The following is a 20,430-nucleotide window of genomic DNA, read 5'->3' on the forward strand; positions in this document are numbered from 1 at the left end:
CCGTGCAGGTGCCTCAGGCCGTGATCACCTCCGGCACCGGGCCGGCGGAGGCGGGCGCCGGGGAAGCCTCCGCCGGGCCGCCGTCGCGGGCTTCCTGTGGGGTGTCGCGGCCCTGCCGGCCCGGCCCGCCGTATGCGTCCTGCGCGGGACACGGCGGACCTGAGACCGGCCGCGTCCACCGCTCGTGCTGTCGGCGTCGGTTGGATGAGTATGGGATCAGCGACCGTACGGATTCCCGTACGCCTGACCCTGCGGCGGCGGTGCCATGACCGCCGCCCCGTACGCCGGCCGCGCGGGCTGCGTCGGCCGCGCCTGCGTGCGCCGGTCGAACAGGGCGAAGAGCAGCATTCCCGTCGCCGTCAGCAGGCACAGGACGGTGACCAGGCCCAGGACCGGGTCGCCTTGGCCGCCGGAGGTGATCACCGCCCACGGCAGGGTCACGCACTCGTACAGGACGAACGAGGCGAAGGCACCCCAGTCCGAACCCCGGCCGCGGCGGATCGCCACGTACAGGAACGGGACCCACACCAGCAGACCCAGTGAGCAACACACCAGCAACGACCAGGCGACCCGCTGGAACCAGCCGGCCTCCAGACGCTTTTCCATCTCCACCCCCCACCGCTCCGCCGTACGTCGGCGGAGACGAAGCAGGGGCAAGATTAGGCCACCGGCGGCGTCCGGAGGCCCGGTCGGGGGGTCTCCGTCCGGATGTCTCCGTCAGGACGTCTGCGGTCAGGACTGCTTCTGCAGCGACCCGACGACCTGCTCCGCGACCTTCTTCGCGCCGGCGGCACCGTTGTCGCTGCCGGCCGTGGACATCACCGTGACCACGGCGTTGCCCTGTCGGGCGGCCATCAGCGTGGTGCCGTTCTCCCAGCCGGCGCTGGTGAGCGTGATGGCGTACGCCTCGTCGCCGAGCCCCGGGACGGAGCGGCCCGAGACCTTCACCTTGGCGTGCAGGTCGGTGTCCGTGAACGTCGGGCACGTGGCCGTGATGGCCCGCACGTCCTTCAGCGCCGCCGCCGCGGCCGTGCCCGGGAACTCGTCGATCTCCTGGGCGATCTCCGCGGTCTGGCTCTTGTCCATGCGGTCGTCGTTCGCGTACGACACGCCTCCGCGCGGGCCGGCCACGCTCACCCAGGCGGTGGTGTTCAGCTTGGTGCAGTCGGGCTTCCCCGTCTTCCCCGGCTGGGGCGCGAGGAACTTGCCGCCGCTGTCCGAGGCGCCCTGCGGGACGGGAACGAGGCCCGCGGGGAAGGCAGAGGCGGGCGCCAGCGCCTTCTTCAGCTGCGTGCCCGTCAGCAGACCGGCGTTCGGGTCCTTCGTCGCGGACGCCGACGGCGTGGCCGACGCGGATGCGGAGGAGGAGTCGTGGGAGCCGCAGGCCGCCAGGGCCAGGGGCAGGGTCGCCACGGCGAGGGCGCGGGCGAGGCGGGACGGGGTGCGCATCTGAATCCTTGTATAGGCCATGGGGGTGGCCAGCGGAGGTTACGCGATCCCGCGGACGCGCGGTTCACGCACGGGTCAGAAATTGATCAAGTGTTTGCCAAAGCCGGCACGATGATGTCCGGCCCGTCGTTCGCCACCTCCGACACAGATGGTTTTGCCGTTGCTTGGGTGGTTCTTGTGACGTCGAAAAGGCATCGTTTCCCGATCGCGGAGACGCGGTCGGTTACCGTGCGATCCGCTTCAGGGGTGCAGCCGCGGTGGAGACGACGCGCAGAGGCGTGTCAACGGACCTGTCGCCGGGCGCCGTTGCAGGGGGCTCAGAAACGTTTTCCAGCGGACGTACGCCGCCCGACCGTCGTCGTGCGCCGCTCCAGCAGACATGCGTACGCAGGAACAGGGGTGGCGATGGCCGAGCACCGGCAGTCGAAGAAGCGCAGGTACGTGACGTGGGCGGTGGCGGGTACCGCTGTCGCCGCGGGCGCCGGGATCGCGGCCCAGACCTCGATGGCCGCCACCACCTGGCCCGCGCAGAAGACGTTCACCGGGCGCGCCTTCGACACCTGCGCCGCTCCCTCGCTGAACGCCATGAAGGCCTGGCACGACGGCTTCTACGGTGCCGCCGCCGTCTACGTCGGCGGCAAGAACCGCGGCTGCGGCCAGCCCAACCTCACCGCCTCCTGGGTGAAGTCGGTCAGCTCCCTCGGCTGGAAGCTCGTCCCGCTCTACGTCGGCGCCCAGCCGCCCTGCCAGACCAGCTCCAACCCGGAGAAGCTCACCGCCTCCACCGCCGCCTCCCTCGGCGCGAGCGACGCGGCCGACGCGGCGGCCAAGGCCTCCGCGCTCGGCATGAAGGCGGGCAGCGCGATCTACCTCGACATGGAGCCGTACGACGTCACGAACAAGTCGTGCAACGACGCCGTGCTGACGTACGTCCGCGCCTTCGACAAGGGGCTGCACGCCAAGACGTACCGGGCCGGCTTCTACGGCTTCACCAGCTCCAGCGCCAAGGCCATCGCCACCGCGACCGACAAGACCGACCTGCCGGGCAACCTCTGGTACGCGCTCTGGGACAAGAACAACACCACGACCGCGGACTGGCCCTGGGGCTCCACCCAGTTCACCAACCACAGCCGCGCCCACCAGTACATGGTGAACAGCACGGAGACGCGCGGCGGTTACACCATCACCGTGGACCGCGACGCCTGGGACGCGCCCGTCGCCATCACCGGCTGACCGTCCGACGTCAGCGCCCCGGCAGGGGCGCTGAGGCCCCGCGGGAACCGGCGGGACGGGCGAAAGGGCGTGAGGGGCGCGAAGAGCAGGAAAGGCGGGGAAGACAGGAAAGCAGGTGGGACGTGGCCAAGCAGGTCAGACAGGTGACGCAGGCGCGTTCGGCGAAAGAGACGCAGGCGCGGACCTCGGCGGCCGGGCGGCTCGCCGTGGCCGGGCGGGCCGCCGGAACATGGCTGCGCTCGCTGAGCGGCCGCACGATCGCGCTCGCGGCGGGCGCGCTGGTCGTCGTCGGTGCGCTGGTCGTGGCCGGCGTCCTGCTCTCCCGGCCCGACGGCCGGCCGCCGATCCCGGACACCCGGGCCCGGCACTACACCGAGGCCGACGCCTGCCTGCTCACCGGCAAGGACGGCATCACCTCCGGCACCACCGCCGCCGACGTCTGGCAGGGCATGCAGGACGCCTCCCTGAAGACCCACGCCCGGGTCAGCTACGCACAGGTGACCGGCGAGCAGAGCGCCGGCAACGCGCGGCCGTTCCTCAACGGCATGCTCCAGCGCTCCTGCGACGTCGTCCTCGCCGTCGGCCGGCCCGAGGTCACGGCCGCGGCGCAGACCGCAGCGCAGTACCGGAAGGTCGGCTTCGTCCTGGTCGGCGGTGAGCGAGGCGGCGCGAACGTGACCGCGCTCGGCGTCGGTGACGGTCTGCGCGCCGACGTGGCCCGGGCCGTGGAGCGGGCGGTGGACGGCCGGAGCTGACGCCCGGTCCCGCGGGAGGGGCGCGGCGGTGCCCGAAGTCGCGGTGAATCGTTGGTCGAATGGGTTGGCCGGAGCCCGGCCGCTGCCTACCATCGATCACCGCAAGACCTTGTGCACTGTCGCACAAACTCCAACGGGAGGTCCCCTTGCACCGCCGCCGTCGCACCGCGCTCGTCCTGTCCGCCGCGATCGCCGCGGCGGCCCCTCTCCTCACCGCATGCGGAAACGATGCGCATCCCGGCGCAGCGGCCGTGGTCGGCGGGCAGCGGATCACCGTCGCGCAGCTGCAGAGCAGGGTCGACGAGGTGCGCCGGGCGCAGCGGGCCGCGCTGCCGAACGAGATGCAGTACCAGCAGGTCGTCGCCAGGACCGGCACGCTCGCCAGGGACACACTGCACCAGATGGTGCTCGACCGGGTGCTGGACCGCGCCGCGCGGGACGCGGGCATCACGGTCACCCGCCGGGAGGTCCAGCAGCTGCGCACCGGACTGGAGCAGCAGGCGGGCGGCGCCGAGGCGCTGGAGACGGCCTGGCTGCAGCAGTACGGGGTGCCGCCGCAGCGCCTGGACGACAACCTCCGTCTCCAGGCCGAGGCCCAGAAGCTCGCGGACCGGCTGCACACCGACACGAGCCGGCCCGACTTCTGGAAGGCCCTGTCCGACGCCTCCGCCCGGCTCCACGTCGACCTCAACCCGCGCTACGGCGCCTGGGACGTCCAGAGACGGGGCATGGACGCCAAGACGCCGTGGGTGAAGGAGGACTCGACGGGGACGGAGCAGTCGGCCTGAGCGGCCTGTGGACAACTCGCGGGGCTGTCGGCCCCGTGGGTTACGTTCGGAGCGTGAACACCACCACCTCCGAGAGCGTGCCCGGCCGCGTCGTCCTGCTCACCACCAGCCACCGGGTCGCCCCCGGCCTGCTGTCCTGGCCCGCCTGGCAGGCGCTGCGCTCGGCCGACCGGGTGCTGTGCGCGGACGGGGCGCACCCGCAGCTGCCGTATCTGCGTGAGGCTGGCATAGCCGTGGACGAGGCGTCGCCGACCGCCGAGGAACTGGTCGACGCCTGTGCCGGCGGGCGCACCGTCGTGGTCGTGGCCACCGGCGAGGGCGAGCCGGCCCTGACCGACGGCCTCGCCCGCCTCGCCGGTTCCGGCCGGGTCAGCATGCCCGAGCTGGAGCTGCTCCCCGCCTCCTACGACCTGCCCGGCGCCCGCCTGCTCGACCTCGTCCAGGTCATGGACCGCATCCGCGCCGAGTGCCCGTGGTCGTCCCGCCAGACCCACAAGGGCCTGGCGAAGTACGGCATCGAGGAGGCGTACGAGCTGGTCGAGGCGATCGAGGACGGCGACCGGGAGGAGCTGCGCGAGGAACTGGGCGACGTCCTGCTCCAGGTCGTCTTCCACGCCCGCATCGCCGAGGAGGACCCCGAGGCGCCCTTCTCCGTCGACGACGTGGCCGGCGGCATCGTCGCCAAGCTGATCCACCGCCATCCGCACGTCTTCGGCGACGAGACGGCCGCCACCCCCGAGGAGGTCAAGGAGCACTGGCTGCGCACCAAGGCCGAGGAGAAGCGGCGCAGCTCCGTGACGGAGGGCATCCCCCTCGGCCAGCCCGGCCTGGCCCTCGCCGCGAAGCTGGCGTCCCGGGTGCGCACCGCGGGCCTCGACGTCCCGCTGCCCGAGGTGGAGGGCCTCGGCTACGAGCTGCTGGCGCTGGCGGTCCGCGCCGAGGCGGAGGGCGTCGACCCGGAAGCCGCACTCCGAGCAGCCGCACGGGCGTACCGGGACGCCATCAGAGAGACGGAGAAGGCAGCGGCGCCGCGACCGGGCATCGGCGGGGAGTGACGGAGCGGTTCGTGGAGGTGGTGGTCGTGCGGCTGGGCACCGGCGGAGGTGTGACGGGGCGGCTCGGGGTGGCGGTGGTCGTGCGGCCGGGCGCCGTCGGGGTGTGACAGGGAGGCCCGAGGCAGCGGCCGGGCGTCGCCGGGCTGTGACGGGGCGGTTCGTGGAGGTGGTGGTCGTGCGGCCGGGCACCGGCGGCGAGTGGCGGGGAGGCCCGAGGCAGCGGCCGTGCATCGCCGGGCTGTGACGGGGCGGTTCGTGGAGGTGGTGGTCGTGCGGCTGGGCACCGGCGGAGGTGTGACGGGGCGGCTCGGGGTGGCGGTGGTCGTGCGGCCGGGCGCCGTCGGGGTGTGACAGGGAGGCCCGAGGCAGCGGCCGGGCGTCGCCGGGCTGTGACGGGGCGGTTCGTGGAGGTGGTGGTCGTGCGGCCGGGCACCGGCGGCGAGTGGCGGGGAGGCCCGAGGCAGCGGCCGTGCATCGCCGGGCCGTGACCGGGCGGCCCGAAGAGGCGGTGGTCGTGCGGCCGGATACCGTCGGAGAGTGACCGACCAGCCCGAGGCCGACAGCCCCGCCCCCGACCTGTTCACCTGGGAGTTCGCCAGCGACCCGTACCCCGCGTACGCCTGGCTGCGCGAGCACGCCCCGGTGCACCGGACCCGGCTGCCCAGCGGGGTGGAGGCCTGGCTGGTCACGCGGTACGCCGACGCCAAACAGGCCCTGGCCGACCAGCGGCTGAGCAAGAACCCGGCGCACCACGACGAGCCCGCGCACGCCAAGGGCAAGACCGGCATCCCGGGCGAGCGCAAGGCCGAGCTGATGACGCATCTGCTCAACATCGACCCGCCGGACCACACCCGCCTGCGCCGACTGGTCAGCAAGGCGTTCACACCCCGCCGGGTCGCCGAGTTCGCGCCACGCGTCCAGGAGCTGACCGACGACCTCATCGACCGGTTCGCGGCGCACGGCACCGCCGACCTCATCCACGAGTTCGCCTTCCCACTGCCCATCTACGCCATCTGCGACATGCTCGGCGTCCCCCGCGAGGACCAGGACGACTTCCGGGACTGGGCGGGCATGATGATCCGGCACGGCGGAGGGCCCCGAGGCGGGGTCGCCCGCTCGGTGAAGAAGATGCGCGGCTACCTCGCCGACCTCATCCACCGCAAGCGCCAGGCGCTCCCGGCCGAGCCCGCCCCGGGCGAGGACCTCATCTCCGGCCTGATCCGCGCCTCCGACCACGGCGAGCACCTCACCGAGAACGAGGCGGCCGCCATGGCCTTCATCCTTCTCTTCGCCGGCTTCGAGACGACCGTCAACCTCATCGGCAACGGCACCTACGCCCTGCTCACCCACCCCGAGCAGCGGGACCGCCTCCAGAAGGGCCTGGCGGGCGGCGACCGGAGCCTGCTGGAGACCGGCGTGGAGGAACTCCTGCGCTACGACGGCCCCGTGGAGCTGGCCACCTGGCGGTTCGCACTCCGGCCGCTCACCATCGGCGGCCAGGACATCGCACCGGGCGACCCCGTACTCGTGGTGCTCGCCGCCGCCGACCGGGACCCGGAGCGGTTCGCCGACCCGGACGTCCTCGACCTCGGCCGGCGCGACAACCAGCACCTCGGCTACGGCCACGGCATCCACTACTGCCTGGGCGCCCCACTCGCCCGCCTGGAGGGCCAGACCGCGCTCGCCACCCTCCTCACCCGGCTGCCGGACCTCCGGCTCGACGCGGACCCGGCGGACCTGCGCTGGCGCGGCGGGCTCATCATGCGTGGACTGCGCACGCTGCCCGTCCGGTTCACCCCGCCCGGTACATCCGATACATCCGGTTCGCCGTGAAAGCGGCCCCGCACCTCCGCGTCGGCGAGCGCAAAAGTGACACGCGCTCAACTATGTGATCTTCACGTGATCTGCGCGGCATTAACTTGTGACAAGTGATCGTCAGCCGATACGTTCACGCATCAGCGCGGCGCCCGGCAGTACCCGCCGCGCCGGTCACTGCTGTCGCGTGAAAGGTTTCCGCATGCTTTCCGGGAACGGTCGTCACCGTCGCCCCCGTCAGGCCCCCGCCCTCCTCGTCGCCGCGGGGGTGACCGGATCCGCCATCGCCATTCCGCTGCTCGGCGCGACCGGCGCGAGCGCGGCCGACGGCACCACATGGGACAAGGTGGCGGAGTGCGAGAGCGGCGGCTCCTGGAGCGCCGACCACGGCAACGGCTACTACGGCGGCCTGCAGTTGACCCAGGACGACTGGGAGAAGTACGGCGGCCTCGCCTACGCCCAGAGCGCCGACCAGGCCAGCCGGTCGCAGCAGATAGCCGTCGCCGAGAAGATTCTCGCCGACCGGGGGCCGGGCGCCTGGCCCACCTGCGGACTGCTCTCCGGCCTCACCAGGAACTCCGGTTCGGTGGACGTCGACACCGGTGTCGGCAACGGCTCCTCCTCGGGGTCCGGCTCGTCCCACTCGTCTGACTCGTCCAGCTCGTCCGGTATCTCCGGATCGGTGGACTCCGGTCTGTCCAACTCGTCGGCGGGCTCCGGCGGATCCGCCGGATCCGCCGGATCTTCGGGACCGTCCAACTCGTCCGACCCGTCCAACTCATCAAACTCGTCCGATCCGTCCGGCTATCCGACGGGAACACCCGATCCATCCGGATCGTCGGATGAGTCCGGTACAAAGCACGCCTCATCCCCCTCTCCATCCACCAAGGGGGACAACACCGCCAAACCCGGCAAGTCCACCGACCCCACCGCGGAGGGTTCCTCGTCGTCCGGCGGTTCGGCGACCACGGACCCCAACTCCGGCGAGTCGGACAACCCCGGGCAGAACGGCGGCTCTTCGGCCCTCGTCGACACCGGCGCGCTCGGCTCCGGCCGTCACCGCGGCGGCACTGCCGCAGAGGACCTGGCCGGCAGCCGGACCGACACCTCCTCCGGCCGGCACGCCTCGCGCGACGACGCGCGCGCCGCGATGGAGGGTTCGTACACGGTCCGCTCCGGTGACTCGCTCGCCTCCATCGCCGACTCCCTTGGGCTCCAGGGTGGATGGCGCGCCCTCTACGCCGCGAACCGGGACGCCGTCGGTGCCGATCCCAACCACATCGTTGCCGGTCAGACCCTTGCCATAGGTGCCGAAACGGCCCAGAAGTAGCGGGAGTTCACGCCCCACTTCGCGCAGAATGTCCGGTTCGGTGAAAGTGTGGGATGAGTCTCAGAAGCCCTGATCGTCTTTGAAATTCGGTGGATTGCGTGGCTACGGTCGTGATCGCTCGTCACCACGAGCCCCGGCCGCCGCAACGCCGAGTCCTGCCAGCGGTTGCCCGGGAACAGTCGTCGCGTCAAGCGCCGTAGGCAGGAGCGGGGGACCCAAGGTAAGTGCCGCGCCGGGCAGTTGACCGGAGCGGCTGGGGGTGAAGCCGTGCCTCACGAGGGCACGGCCGGGCAACTCAACCGGCCCGAACCCGACAGCTCACCTCGCAGGCGTCGGTGAGGGGATCCTTCATGCTGTTTTCCGGCAAGGGCAAGCACCGTCGTCCGACCGTCCTTCAGCGGTCCACCCGCACCCTCGCGCTCGCCGGTGTCGCCTCCGCCGCCGTCGCCGCCCCGCTGATGGCGGCCGGCGAGGCCTCCGCCGCCACCGCCTCCCAGTGGGACGCGGTCGCCCAGTGCGAGTCCGGCGGCAACTGGTCCATCAACACCGGCAACGGCTTCTACGGTGGCCTGCAGTTCACCAACTCCACCTGGGCCGCGTACGGCGGCACCGCCTACGCCTCGCGCGCCGACCTGGCCACCAAGGGTCAGCAGATAACCGTCGCCGAGAAGGTGCTCGCGGGCCAGGGCAAGGGCGCCTGGCCGGTCTGCGGCACGGGCCTCACCGGCGCCGCCTACAACGGCGGCTCGGCCTCCGGCAGCTCCGGCAACTCCACCAAGAGCGCCACCACCACCCGCTCGACCGAGCAGCAGGCCGCCAACCGCTCCGCCGAGCGTCCGGCCGCCAAGAAGACCGTCACCACCCCGACCGGCAAGAAGGTCAAGAAGGGTGACGGCGAGTACAAGGTGGTCGCCGGCGACACGCTCAGCTCCATCGCGGCCAAGCACCACGTCCAGGGCGGCTGGCAGAAGCTGTTCCAGCTGAACAAGGACATCGTCGAGGACGCCAACCTCATCTACCCGGGCCAGCAGCTGCACCTGAAGTGACAGTCGGCCGGTAACCGAGCCGCAGGCTCCTCGTGTACCGGCCTCCACCGCGGAGGCCGGTACGGGTTGCCCCCGTCCCCACGGGCTCCCCGCCCCGGTGCGTATTCCCCCGTACGCACCGGGGCGGGTTCTTCTCGTTCCCGCCCCCGTTCCCGCGTCCCCCTCCCTCTTTGTTCCGCGCATGAACAATGTGTACGGTCACCCTGTCCACAAGGCGGTCGGTCGGCCGCCGGCGGGCCCGGGGCGGTTAGGCTCTAGTCGCAAGGCACACCAGCCCCGCACATTCAGCGTCACATCCAAGAAGGAGATGCTCGTGCCGTCCATCGACGTCGTCGTAGCCCGGGAAATCCTGGACTCCCGAGGCAACCCCACGGTCGAGGTCGAGGTCGGCCTCGACGACGGCAGCACGGGTCGTGCCGCCGTCCCGTCCGGCGCCTCCACCGGCGCCTTCGAGGCCATCGAGCTGCGCGACGGTGACCCCAACCGCTACCAGGGCAAGGGCGTCGAGAAGGCCGTCCTCGCCGTCATCGAGCAGATCGGCCCGGAGCTGGTCGGTTACGACGCCACCGAGCAGCGCCTGATCGACCAGGCCATGTTCGACCTGGACGCCACCGACAACAAGGCCTCCCTCGGCGCCAACGCCATCCTGGGCGTCTCCCTCGCCGTGGCCCACGCCGCCTCCGAGGCCAGCGACCTCCCCCTCTTCCGCTACCTGGGCGGTCCGAACGCGCACCTGCTGCCGGTGCCGATGATGAACATCCTGAACGGCGGCTCGCACGCCGACTCCAACGTGGACATCCAGGAGTTCATGATCGCCCCGATCGGCGCGGAGTCCTTCTCCGAGGCGCTGCGCTGGGGCACCGAGGTCTACCACACGCTGAAGAAGGTCCTGAAGAGCAAGGGCCTGTCCACCGGCCTGGGCGACGAGGGCGGCTTCGCCCCGAACCTGGGCTCCAACCGCGAGGCCCTCGACCTCATCCTCGAGGCCGTCAAGCAGGCCGGGTACGTCCCCGGCGAGCAGATCGCCCTCGCCCTCGACGTCGCCGCCTCCGAGTTCTACAAGGACGGCACGTACCTCTTCGAGGGCAAGGAGCGCTCCGCCGCCGAGATGACGGAGTACTACGAGGAGCTCGTGGAGGCCTACCCGCTCGTCTCCATCGAGGACCCGCTGTTCGAGGACGACTGGGCCGGCTGGAAGGTCATCACCGACCGGCTCGGCGACAAGGTCCAGCTGGTGGGCGACGACCTGTTCGTCACCAACCCCGAGCGCCTGGCCCGCGGCATCGAGGAGGGCACCGCCAACGCGCTGCTGGTGAAGGTCAACCAGATCGGCTCGCTGACCGAGACCCTGGACGCCGTCGAGCTGGCCCAGCGCAACGGCTTCAAGTGCATGATGTCCCACCGTTCCGGCGAGACCGAGGACGTCACCATCGCCGACCTGGCCGTCGCCACCAACTGCGGCCAGATCAAGACCGGCGCCCCGGCCCGCTCCGAGCGCGTCGCCAAGTACAACCAGCTGCTGCGCATCGAGGAGATCCTCGACGACGCCGCGGTGTACGCCGGCCGCAGCGCCTTCCCGCGGTTCCGCTCCGCGAACCAGTAAGTGCAGCCGGGGCTGAGCAACAAAGGGTAAGGCTCAGCCAGTCGTACGTACGTCCCCGTACTCGGTCCCGTACCGTGTCCGGGGACGTACGCACGTGTGCAGCACGTACGAGGGTGACCCACGGGAGGCGGGGACGATGGCTGTGAAGGACCGGGACCGGTTCTCCACCGCGACCAGGCTCAGGCTGCTCGGCGAGCAGACCGCGGCCCGCGTCTACCGCTCCCAGACCCGGCGCCAGGCCCGCCGCTCCCGGCTGACCGGCCGCGCGGCCCTGCTCGCGCTCGTCGTGTGCTCCCTGGTGGTCGCCCTGGCGTACCCGATGCGCCAGTACGTCTCCCAGCGGGCCGAGATCGCCGACCTGCGCCGGCAGAAGCAGCAGGCGCAGGAGCGGGTGGAACAACTGCGCGACATCAAGGCACGCTGGCAGGACGACGCGTACGCGGAGCAGCAGATCCGGCAGCGGCTGCACTACGTCATGCCCGGGGAGACCGGTTACGTCGTGACCGACCCGGGCGCGGCCAAGCAGTCGCGCGCCGACCTGGCGACCGCCCGCCGCCCCTGGTACGTGAACGTCTGGGACGGGGTCGACAGGTCCGACGCCGCCGACCAGTGAACGAACAGAAAGACAGGCATGGAAACCCCTCCGCCGCCCACCCCGCGCACCGAGCCCACCGACGCGGACGTCGAGGCCTTCAGGCAGCAGCTCGGGCGGCCGCCGCGCGGACTGCGCGCGATCGCGCACCGGTGCCCCTGCGGGCAGCCGGACGTCGTCGAGACGGCCCCGCGGCTGCCCGACGGCACGCCCTTCCCGACGCTGTACTACCTGACGTGCCCCAAGGCGGCCTCCGCGATCGGCACGCTGGAGGCCGACGGCGTGATGAAGGAGATGACGGAGCGGCTGCAGTCCGACCCCGAGCTTGCCGCCGCCTACCGGGCCGCGCACGAGGACTACATCCGGCGCCGGGACGAGATCGAGGAACTGAAGGGCTTCCCGAGCGCCGGCGGCATGCCCGACCGGGTCAAGTGCCTGCACGTCCTGGTCGCCCACTCACTGGCCGCCGGGCCCGGCGTCAACCCGCTCGGTGACGAGGCGATCGCGATGCTCCCCGAGTGGTGGCGCAAGGGTGCCTGCGTGACGGTCCCCGGCGAGCCCGGGGAGGACGGCCAGTGACGCGCGTCGCCGCCATCGACTGCGGTACGAACTCCATCCGGCTGCTGGTCGCCGACGCCGACCCCGTGACCGGCGAACTCGTCGAACTGGACCGGCGCATGATCATCGTACGGCTCGGGCAGGGCGTCGACCGCACCGGGCGGCTCGCCCCCGAGGCGCTGGAGCGGACCTTCGCGGCGTGCCGCGAGTACGCCGGGATCATCGAGAAGCACGGTGCCGAGCGGCTGCGTTTCGTGGCCACCTCGGCCTCCCGGGACGCCGAGAACCGCGACGAGTTCGTGCGCGGGGTGGTGGAGATCCTCGGCGTCGAGCCCGAGGTGATCTCCGGCGACCAGGAGGCGGAGTTCTCCTTCATCGGTGCGACCAGGGAGCTGAGCGGACGCACGGACCTGGCCCGGCCGTTCCTGGTCGTGGACATCGGCGGCGGCTCCACGGAGTTCGTCGTGGGCGACGACCACGTGCGCGCGGCGCGCTCGGTCGACGTGGGCTGCGTCCGTATGACGGAGCGTCACCTGGTGCACGACGGGGTGGTGGGCGACCCGCCGACCGAGGAGCAGATCACCGCGATAAGGGCCGATGTCGAGGCCGCGCTGGACCTCGCCGAGGAGACCGTCCCACTGCGCGAGGCGCGCACGCTGGTGGGGCTCGCCGGGTCGGTGACGACCGTGTCGGCGATCGCCCAGGGACTGCCCGAGTACGACTCGGCCCGTATCCACCACTCCCGGATCCCGCACGACCGCGTCCGGGAGATCACCGAGTCGCTGCTGCACTCGACGCACGCCGAACGCGCGGCGATCCCGGCCATGCATCCGGGCCGGGTCGACGTGATCGGCGCGGGCGCCCTGGTCCTGCTGGCGATCATGGAGCGAATCGGCGCCGAGGAGGTCGTGGTCAGCGAGCACGACATCCTCGACGGGATCGCGTGGTCTTTGGCCTGACCGCCTACAGGTTGCGGTACACGTCCCGCCGGTCGCCCACCTTGACGACGAGAATGACGAGCTCACCATCGTTGATCTGGTAGGCGACCCTGTAGCTTTCGTCCCTGAGCCGGTAGAGCCCGGACGGGCCGCTGAGCTTCTTGACGTCGGCGTCCTCGCGGTACGGGTCGTCGCCGAGCGCGGTCAGCGCGGTCAGGGTGCGGCTGGTGGCCCAGATTTTTTGCTACTCATCGGTAGCCTCGGCTGAGCAGGTCGGATAACGTATGAGCGCGTCCCTGGCCCTGGCCCGGCCCCTCGATGACGTCCCCTCGGAAAAGTTCGTGAAGTTCTTCACAAGGAATTCGGTCCCGGTGGGGCGGGAAACGGGGCCCAAGGGCCCATCCGGTGGCCCAGCGGACATGGAAGGCTGCTTCGAGGGGTGCCGGGAGGGGCTTGCGGAGGGGTGAAATCCGGGGCGCCTTCCGGTGCTTCGGGAACCCGGAGGGGCAGCTCACGCGGCCTTGACAACGGTTCCAACCGGACAGCGGTTCCTGTCCGTCGCCATGACCTCCGTCACGTGGGTCGCGGAGTTTAGCACAGGCCCTGTCGAAGCTTGTGAAGGGGCGCACGAGCGACCCCCATGTGGCGGGTGGATACTCGATGCCATGAGCACCACGGAGCGTCCCAGGATCCTCGTAGTAGGCGGTGGGTACGTAGGCCTGTACGCAGCTCGGCGCATCCTCAAGAAGATGCGCTACGGCGAGGCGACCGTCACAGTCGTCGACCCCCGGTCGTACATGACCTACCAGCCCTTCCTCCCCGAAGCCGCCGCCGGCAGCATCTCCCCGCGCCACGTCGTCGTCCCGCTGCGACGCGTGCTGCCCAAGGCGGAGGTGCTCACCGGCCGGGTCACCACCATCGACCAGGACCGCAAGGTCGCCACGGTCGCCCCGCTGGTCGGCGAGGCGTACGAGCTGCCCTTCGACTACCTGGTGGTCGCGCTCGGCGCGGTCTCCCGCACCTTCCCGATCCCCGGCCTCGCCGAGCAGGGCATCGGCATGAAGGGCATCGAGGAGGCCATCGGCCTGCGCAACCACGTCCTCGAGCAGCTCGACAAGGCCGACTCCACGACCGACGAGGAGATCCGCCGCAAGGCGCTCACCTTCGTCTTCGTCGGTGGCGGCTTCGCCGGCGCCGAGACCATCGGCGAGGTCGAGGACATGGCCCGCGACGCGGCCAAGTACTACAAGAACGTGTCCCGCGAGGACATGCGCTTCGTCCTGGTGGACGCCGCCGACAAGATCCTGCCCGAGGTCGGCCCCAAGCTCGGCCTGTACGGCAAGGAGCACCTGGAGAGCCGCGGGGTCGAGGTCTACCTCTCCACCTCCATGGACTCCTGCGTCGACGGCCACGTAGTGCTGAAGAACGGGCTCGAGGTCGACTCCAACACCATCGTGTGGACGGCCGGCGTCAAGCCGAACCCGGCCCTGTCCCGCTACGGTCTGCCGCTCGGCCCGCGCGGCCACATCGACTGCGAGCCCACCCTCCAGGTCAAGGGCACGGACTACATCTGGGCCGCCGGTGACAACGCCCAGGTGCCCGACCTCGTCGGCCGCAGGGCGGGCAACGAGAACGCCTGGTGCCCGCCGAACGCCCAGCACGCGCTGCGTCAGGCCAGGGCCCTCGGCGACAACGTGGTCTCCGGCATGCGGGGCTTCCCGCAGAAGGAGTACAGCCACGCCAACAAGGGCGCGGTCGCGGGACTCGGTCTGCACAAGGGCGTCGCGATGATCGTCATGGGCAAGATGAAGATCAAGCTGCGCGGCCGCCTGGCCTGGTACATGCACCGTGGCTACCACGGTCTGGCCATGCCGACCTGGAACCGCAAGATCCGCATCTTCGCCGACTGGACCCTCGGCATGTTCCTCAAGCGCGAGGTCGTCTCGCTCGGCGCCATGGAGAACCCCCGCGAGGAGTTCTACGAGGCCGCCAAGCCGGCGCCGGTCGCTGCCGCCGCGAGCAAGCCCGGGGAGAAGGCCAAGGCCTCCTGACTCTCCGGCCGCCGGCCAACCGGTCGCCGAACCACCGGTCGTTGAACCAGCCGAAGGACTCCCTGCCATCCGTGGTGCAGGGGGTCCTTCGGCGTTCCGTGGGTTTTCCCAGTTGTAACCCCATTGCAGGACTGCGCATCGGGCCCGCTGGTGCTTACGTTGGAGGACATTCCGGAGTTAGACGTCACTCACGGAGGTGTGCGCCATGGCCGACGCCGCGCTGCGGCTCACGAGCCTGCTCGAACAGCTGCTGGGGGCACCGCTCCCGCTGCACATCCGCGCCTGGGACGGTTCGCAGGCGGGGCCGCCCGGGGCACCGACGCTGGTCGTACGCAATCGCCGCGCGCTGCGCCGGTTGCTGTGGAAGCCGGGCGAGTTGGGCCTCGCGCGCGCCTGGGTCGCCGGGGACCTGACCGTCGAGGGCGAGCTGTACACCGCGCTCGGCATGCTCTCCGGCCTGTTCTGGGAGCGCGGCGAGGACTCCAGGACCCTCGCTCAGGCGCTGCGCGACCCGCAGGTCCGGGCCGCCGTCCGCGGCCTGGTGAGGCTCGCCGGCCCGCCGCTGCCGCCCGCCCCGCCCCGCGAGGAGGTCCGCCGCCCCCGCCGCCACCTGCACACCCGGCGCAGCGACAGGCAGGCCATCAGCCACCACTACGACGTCGGCAACGACTTCTACGAGCTCGTCCTCGGCCCGTCCATGGTGTACTCCTGCGCCTACTGGCCGGCCCCGGACCCCGCGGCCACCCTGGAGGAGGCCCAGCGCGACAAGCTGGAACTGATCTGCCGCAAACTGGACCTGAGGCCCGGTCAGCGGCTGCTCGACGTGGGCTGCGGCTGGGGCTCCATGGCGATCCACGCGGCCCGCGAGCACGGGGTGGGCGTCGTCGGCGTCACCCTCTCCCAGGAACAGGCGGCGTACGCCCGCAAACGCGTCGCCGACGAGGGGCTCACCGACCGGGTCGAGATCCGTGTGCAGGACTACCGCGACGTCCGCGACGGCCCCTACGACGCCATCTCCTCCATCGGCATGGCCGAGCACGTCGGCGCCGCCCGCTATCTGGAGTACGCGAGCGCTCTGCACGCACTGCTCAGGCCCGGCGGACGGCTCCTCAACCACCAGATCGCCCGCCGCCCGCAGCGCGACGAGTCGGCGTACCGCGTGGACGAGTTCATCGACGCCTACGTCTTCCCGGACGGCGAGCTCGCCCCCCTCGGCAGCACCGTCACCCAGCTGGAGCGCGCCGGCTTCGAGGTGCGCGACGTGGAGTCGATCCGCGAGCACTACGCGCTCACCCTGCGCCGCTGGGTCGCCAACCTGGAGGCGCACTGGCCCCGCGCGGTCCAGCTCACCAGCCCCGGCCGCGCTCGCGTCTGGCGCCTGTACATGGCCGCCTCCGCCCTCGCCTTCGAACGCAACCGCATCGGCGTCAACCAGGTCCTCGCCCTGAAAACCCCCGACTCGGGCACCTCGGGCCTACCCCTGCGCTCCCGCACCTGGGGGGTGAGCCGGCCGTAGGGTCCGGACGACGGCCGTGGCGTTGTACGACGGCCGTGGCGCCGTACGACGAAGGGGGCCCCGTCCGGCGTGCGGACGGGGCCCCCTTCGTTTGGGGGACTGGGAGGCTATTACTCGGACTTGATGGCCTGCAGCATGTTCAGGCGGGCTGCGCGACGGGCCGGCCAGAGTGCTGCCAGGACGCCTACCGCGGCTGCCAGCAGAAGGAAGACGGCCATCCGGGCCCAGGGCAGGACCAGTTCGTACGTCGCCATCTTGGTGCCGAGCAGTTCGCCGGCGGCCCAGCCGAAGAAGACGCCGAGGCCGATGCCGAGCACCCCGCCGAAGAGGGAGATCACCAGGGACTCCAGACGGACCATCCGCTTGATGCCCTTGCGGTCCAGGCCGATGGCGCGGAGCATGCCGATCTCCTGCGAGCGCTCGAACACCGACATCGCCAGGGTGTTGATGACCCCGAGGACAGCCACGATCACGGCCATCGCCAGGAGGCCGTAGAGCATGTTCAGCATCAGGGTGAACATCTGTGCGATCTGGTTGGATATGTCCTTCTTGTCCTGAACCTTGATCGCCGGGTTGGAGCCGAGGGCCCGCACCAGCCTGTCCTTGGTCGCGCTGGAGGCGCCGTCCGCCGTCTTCACCATGACCCGCATGTCGGTCGGGTCCGTCTGGTGCGGGGCGAGGGTGGCGTTGTCCAGCAGGATCCCGCGGATCATGTCGTTGCCCTCATAGACCCCGGAGACCGTCAGCCGCTGCTTCCTGCCGTCCTCGTAGCCGACGGTGAAGGCCGAACCGGCCTGCCAGCCGCGCGACTTGGCGGTGTCCTCGTCCACGACGACCTGGCTCCCGCCGACCTTGAAGGAACCGTCGTCGACCTTGAGGTCGGTGAGCCGGGCGATCGCGCCGCCGTTGACGCCGGTGAGGTACTCGGTCCGGTCCCCGATGCGGGCGGGCGCGTCGCGCAGCGGGCTGGTGGCCGTCACTCCCTCGGCGGACCTCAGCCTCCTGTCGACGTCCGGCGAGAGGGGGTTGCCGTTCGCCATCGACACCACGTAGTCCGCCCTGATCGCGGACGAGGCCATCTTGTCGATCGACTTCTGCAGGCTGCCCGCCATCACCGTCATGCCGGTGATCAGGGTCAGGCCGATCATCAGCGCGGAGGCGGTGGCCGCCGTACGGCGCGGGTTGCGCACCGAGTTCTGCCGGGCCAGCTTGCCGGAGACGCCGAACGCCCGCAGGGCCGGGGCCGCGGCCGCGATGAGCGGGCGGGACAGCAGTGGGGTCAGGATGAACACGCCGATGATCAGCAGCACCGCGCCGAGGCCCATGGGGGCCTGGCCGTCCGAGCCGTTCATCGTCGTGGCCGCCAGGACCACCGCCACGCCGGCGGCCGAGAACAGGGCGCCGAAGGTGTTGCGCAGCACCAGGGACTTGGTGGTCGCCTTCGCGTGCACGCTGCTCATCGCGGCGACGGGCGGGATCTTCGCCGCCCGGCGGCCCGGCAGCCAGGCCGCCAGCATGGTGACGAGGATGCCGACCGCGAGCGCGGTGGCGACCGTGCCGGGCGTGATCACCAGCGGCCCGTCCGGGACCGTCGCACCCAGCGACCCCATGAGGGACCTGAGCCCCGCACCGATCCCGATGCCCGCGACCAGACCCGTGACGGCGGCCACCGCGCCCACCACGAACGCCTCGATCAGCACCGACCGGGTGACCTGCCTGCGGGAGGCGCCGACCGCCCGCAGCAGCGCCAGTTCCCTGGTGCGCTGGGTGACCAGCATGGTGAAGGTGTTGGCGATGATGAACGTGCCGACGAACAGCGCGATGCCGGCGAAGACCAGCAGACCCTGACGCAGGCCGCTCATCGACGCCGAGATCATCCGCGCCTGGTCGTCGGCGAGCTGCCGGCCGGTGGTGGTCGCCGTCCTGTCCTTGGGCAGCGCCTGGTCCAGCTGCGTCTTCAGCGCGGCCTGGCTGGTGCCCGGCTTCGCCTTCACGTCGATCTCGTCGTACGTGCCCGGCTTGCCGAACAGCTTCTGGGCGGTCGCCGTGTCGAACAGGGCGAGGCTGCCACCGGCCGCGACGTTGCCGTCGTCAGTGGTGAAGATGCCGGTGATCCTGGGCTTCAGGACGGGCCCGTCGACCGAGATGTGCACCGTGTCGCCGACCTTGTACCCGGCCCTTCGGGCGGTCTCGGAGTCGATGAGCACCTGGTCCCCGCCGTGCGGAGCCGTGCCGGACGTCAGCGGGTAGCGGGGATCCCGCGTGCCCCAGTAGTTGCCGCCCTCCGAGCGGAAGCCGTCGCCGACGAGCTTGCCGTCCTTGTCGGCGATGGCGGTGAAGCCGGTCACGACGCCGACGGCCGACGCGGCCCCCGGCACGCGGGTGCTCCTCTCCAGCAGTGCCTGGGTCAGCCTCGGCGTCCTGCCGGGCCGGTCCCCCTTGCCCTCCTGGTACGTGGACTGCACGGCGACGTCGACCTGGTCGAAGCCCTTGGCGGAGCTCTTCTGGTACGCGTCGGAGATGGTGTTGGTGAAGACCAGGGTCCCCGACACGAAGGCGACGCCGAGCATCACGGCGAGCACGGTCATGAGGAGCCGGGCCTTGTGCGCGAGTACGTTGCGCAAGGCAGTGCGGAACATGGGTTTTCTCAGTCCAGGGTTACGGAGGTGGACGGGACGTCAGCTGGTGCGGCCCTTGGCGTCGAACTGCTTCATGCGGTCCAGGACCGACTCGGCCGTCGGCCCGTACACCTCGTCCACGATCCGGCCGTCGGCGAGGAACACCACGCGGTCCGCGTACGCCGCCGCCACCGGGTCGTGGGTCACCATCACCACCGTCTGGCCGAGCTCCCGCACCGAGTTGCGCAGGAAGCCGAGCACCTCGGCGCCGGAGCGCGAGTCGAGATTTCCGGTGGGCTCGTCGCCGAAGATGATCTCGGGCTTGGAGGCCAGGGCGCGGGCGACGGCGACACGCTGCTGCTGGCCGCCGGACAGCTGGGAGGGCCGGTGGCTCAGCCGGTCGGCGAGTCCCACCATCCGGATCACCGAGTCCAGCCACTGCTTGTCCGGCTTGCGGCCCGCGATGTCCATCGGAAGGGTGATGTTCTCCATGGCGGTCAGTGTCGGCAGCAGGTTGAAGGCCTGGAAGATGAAGCCGATCTTGTCCCGGCGCAGCCTGGTGAGCTGCTTGTCCTTCAGGGCGCCCAGCTCGGTGTCACCGATGCGCACCGAACCCGAGGAGAAGGTGTCCAGGCCGGCCACGCAGTGCATCAGCGTGGACTTGCCGGACCCGGACGGGCCCATGATCGCGGTGAACTCGGCCTGCTGGAAGTCGATGGAGACCCGGTCGAGGGCGACCACCTGGGTCTCGCCCTGTCCGTAGATCTTCGACAGATCCGTGGCGCGCGCGGCCACGGTGGTGGTCCGGCCGGCGATGGAAGAGGTGGTCACGGGTGGGTGCTCCTGACGGGACGAGGGCTGTTCGTACGGATCTCGTCCATCGTCGCCGCCGATCCCGGCCGTGTAGTCAGCCGCTGTTCCGGTTCCGGAGGGCGACTCGGGTCGGACCACACCCGCTCACGTCATACCTGGGGATGACGGCTGTCCCCTAGGCCCTGCCGCCCGGCCCCCGTCCTCCGGGCCGACGACAAGAGTGTGACGGCAGGCCCCGGAACGGGGGACGTCGAGAACAGGTGGAGCCCC

19 protein-coding genes and 1 riboswitch are annotated in these 20,430 nt (G+C 71.1%); of the genes, 14 read left to right on the plus strand and 5 right to left on the minus strand.

What is annotated here, in order from left to right:
• Positions 1 to 216: 216 nt before the first annotated feature.
• Both AB0A61_RS12745 and AB0A61_RS12750 read right to left on the minus strand, forming a co-directional pair.
• The gene (locus tag AB0A61_RS12745; protein ID WP_361290452.1) at positions 217 to 606 is read right to left on the minus strand and encodes a hypothetical protein; all 390 of its coding nucleotides are present in this window, start codon (positions 604 to 606) and stop codon (positions 217 to 219) included.
• Positions 607 to 732: 126 nt separating this feature from the next.
• Positions 733 to 1,449, minus strand: coding sequence for a hypothetical protein (locus AB0A61_RS12750; RefSeq protein WP_361290455.1), 717 nt, complete (start codon positions 1,447 to 1,449; stop codon positions 733 to 735).
• Between the two features lie 405 nt (positions 1,450 to 1,854).
• Between AB0A61_RS12750 and AB0A61_RS12755 the strand changes: the two genes are divergently transcribed.
• From AB0A61_RS12755 to AB0A61_RS12810, 12 genes are all read left to right on the plus strand, one after another.
• On the plus strand, positions 1,855 to 2,682 hold the full coding sequence (locus AB0A61_RS12755) for a glycoside hydrolase domain-containing protein (protein WP_361290458.1): 828 nt from the start codon (positions 1,855 to 1,857) through the stop codon (positions 2,680 to 2,682).
• Between the two features lie 122 nt (positions 2,683 to 2,804).
• Positions 2,805 to 3,437: a hypothetical protein gene (locus AB0A61_RS12760; protein WP_361290461.1), complete on the plus strand. Its 633-nt coding sequence runs from the start codon at positions 2,805 to 2,807 to the stop codon at positions 3,435 to 3,437.
• A gap of 146 nt (positions 3,438 to 3,583) precedes the next feature.
• Positions 3,584 to 4,225 carry a SurA N-terminal domain-containing protein gene (locus AB0A61_RS12765; protein WP_361290464.1) on the plus strand — a complete coding sequence of 214 codons (642 nt, stop codon included), beginning with the start codon at positions 3,584 to 3,586 and terminating at the stop codon, positions 4,223 to 4,225.
• A 53-nt stretch (positions 4,226 to 4,278) separates the two neighbouring features.
• Entirely contained in the window at positions 4,279 to 5,280 is a 1,002-nt protein-coding gene (locus AB0A61_RS12770) for a nucleoside triphosphate pyrophosphohydrolase (protein ID WP_361290467.1), read from the plus strand.
• A gap of 225 nt (positions 5,281 to 5,505) precedes the next feature.
• Positions 5,506 to 5,631: a hypothetical protein gene (locus AB0A61_RS12775; RefSeq protein ID WP_361290469.1), complete on the plus strand. Its 126-nt coding sequence runs from the start codon at positions 5,506 to 5,508 to the stop codon at positions 5,629 to 5,631.
• 186 nt (positions 5,632 to 5,817) lie between these two features.
• Positions 5,818 to 7,113, plus strand: coding sequence for a cytochrome P450 (locus tag AB0A61_RS12780; protein ID WP_361290471.1), 1,296 nt, complete (start codon positions 5,818 to 5,820; stop codon positions 7,111 to 7,113).
• 184 nt (positions 7,114 to 7,297) lie between these two features.
• A complete protein-coding gene (locus AB0A61_RS12785) occupies positions 7,298 to 8,425 on the plus strand; it encodes a transglycosylase family protein (RefSeq protein ID WP_361290473.1) in 1,128 nt (375 codons plus the stop codon).
• Positions 8,426 to 8,607: 182 nt separating this feature from the next.
• Positions 8,608 to 8,772: riboswitch (cyclic di-AMP (ydaO/yuaA leader) on the plus strand.
• A gap of 3 nt (positions 8,773 to 8,775) precedes the next feature.
• Entirely contained in the window at positions 8,776 to 9,471 is a 696-nt protein-coding gene (locus AB0A61_RS12790; RefSeq protein WP_361290476.1) for a transglycosylase family protein, read from the plus strand.
• Between the two features lie 313 nt (positions 9,472 to 9,784).
• Positions 9,785 to 11,074, plus strand: coding sequence for a phosphopyruvate hydratase (gene eno / locus AB0A61_RS12795; protein ID WP_361290479.1), 1,290 nt, complete (start codon positions 9,785 to 9,787; stop codon positions 11,072 to 11,074).
• Between the two features lie 136 nt (positions 11,075 to 11,210).
• Positions 11,211 to 11,687 carry a septum formation initiator family protein gene (locus tag AB0A61_RS12800; RefSeq protein WP_361290482.1) on the plus strand — a complete coding sequence of 159 codons (477 nt, stop codon included), beginning with the start codon at positions 11,211 to 11,213 and terminating at the stop codon, positions 11,685 to 11,687.
• 18 nt (positions 11,688 to 11,705) lie between these two features.
• Positions 11,706 to 12,245 carry a DUF501 domain-containing protein gene (locus tag AB0A61_RS12805; RefSeq protein WP_361290485.1) on the plus strand — a complete coding sequence of 180 codons (540 nt, stop codon included), beginning with the start codon at positions 11,706 to 11,708 and terminating at the stop codon, positions 12,243 to 12,245.
• Positions 12,242 to 13,183, plus strand: a complete 942-nt coding sequence (locus tag AB0A61_RS12810) for a Ppx/GppA phosphatase family protein (protein WP_361290488.1) — start codon at positions 12,242 to 12,244, stop codon at positions 13,181 to 13,183. Before AB0A61_RS12805 ends, AB0A61_RS12810 begins: the two co-directional genes overlap by 4 nt.
• 4 nt (positions 13,184 to 13,187) lie before the next feature.
• Here the strand turns inward: AB0A61_RS12810 and AB0A61_RS12815 are convergent, their stop codons facing one another.
• A complete protein-coding gene (locus tag AB0A61_RS12815; protein WP_361290818.1) occupies positions 13,188 to 13,400 on the minus strand; it encodes a type II toxin-antitoxin system RelE/ParE family toxin in 213 nt (70 codons plus the stop codon).
• 427 nt (positions 13,401 to 13,827) lie between these two features.
• Here AB0A61_RS12815 and AB0A61_RS12820 point away from each other — a divergent pair, with 427 nt between their 5' ends.
• Together AB0A61_RS12820 and AB0A61_RS12825 are read left to right on the plus strand one after the other, a co-directional pair.
• Positions 13,828 to 15,213 (plus strand): NAD(P)/FAD-dependent oxidoreductase, encoded by a 1,386-nt coding sequence (locus AB0A61_RS12820; RefSeq protein WP_361290491.1) that lies wholly within the window; start codon positions 13,828 to 13,830, stop codon positions 15,211 to 15,213.
• Between the two features lie 205 nt (positions 15,214 to 15,418).
• A complete protein-coding gene (locus tag AB0A61_RS12825; protein ID WP_361290494.1) occupies positions 15,419 to 16,729 on the plus strand; it encodes a cyclopropane-fatty-acyl-phospholipid synthase family protein in 1,311 nt (436 codons plus the stop codon).
• 110 nt (positions 16,730 to 16,839) lie between these two features.
• Here AB0A61_RS12825 and AB0A61_RS12830 read toward each other — a convergent pair whose 3' ends face one another.
• Both AB0A61_RS12830 and AB0A61_RS12835 read right to left on the minus strand, forming a co-directional pair.
• Positions 16,840 to 19,368, minus strand: coding sequence for an FtsX-like permease family protein (locus AB0A61_RS12830; protein ID WP_361290497.1), 2,529 nt, complete (start codon positions 19,366 to 19,368; stop codon positions 16,840 to 16,842).
• Between the two features lie 39 nt (positions 19,369 to 19,407).
• Positions 19,408 to 20,178 carry an ABC transporter ATP-binding protein gene (locus tag AB0A61_RS12835; RefSeq protein WP_361290500.1) on the minus strand — a complete coding sequence of 257 codons (771 nt, stop codon included), beginning with the start codon at positions 20,176 to 20,178 and terminating at the stop codon, positions 19,408 to 19,410.
• Positions 20,179 to 20,430 lie beyond the last annotated feature (252 nt).

This window comes from Streptomyces sp. NPDC046197, assembly GCF_040646295.1.
Lineage (GTDB): Bacteria > Actinomycetota > Actinomycetes > Streptomycetales > Streptomycetaceae > Streptomyces.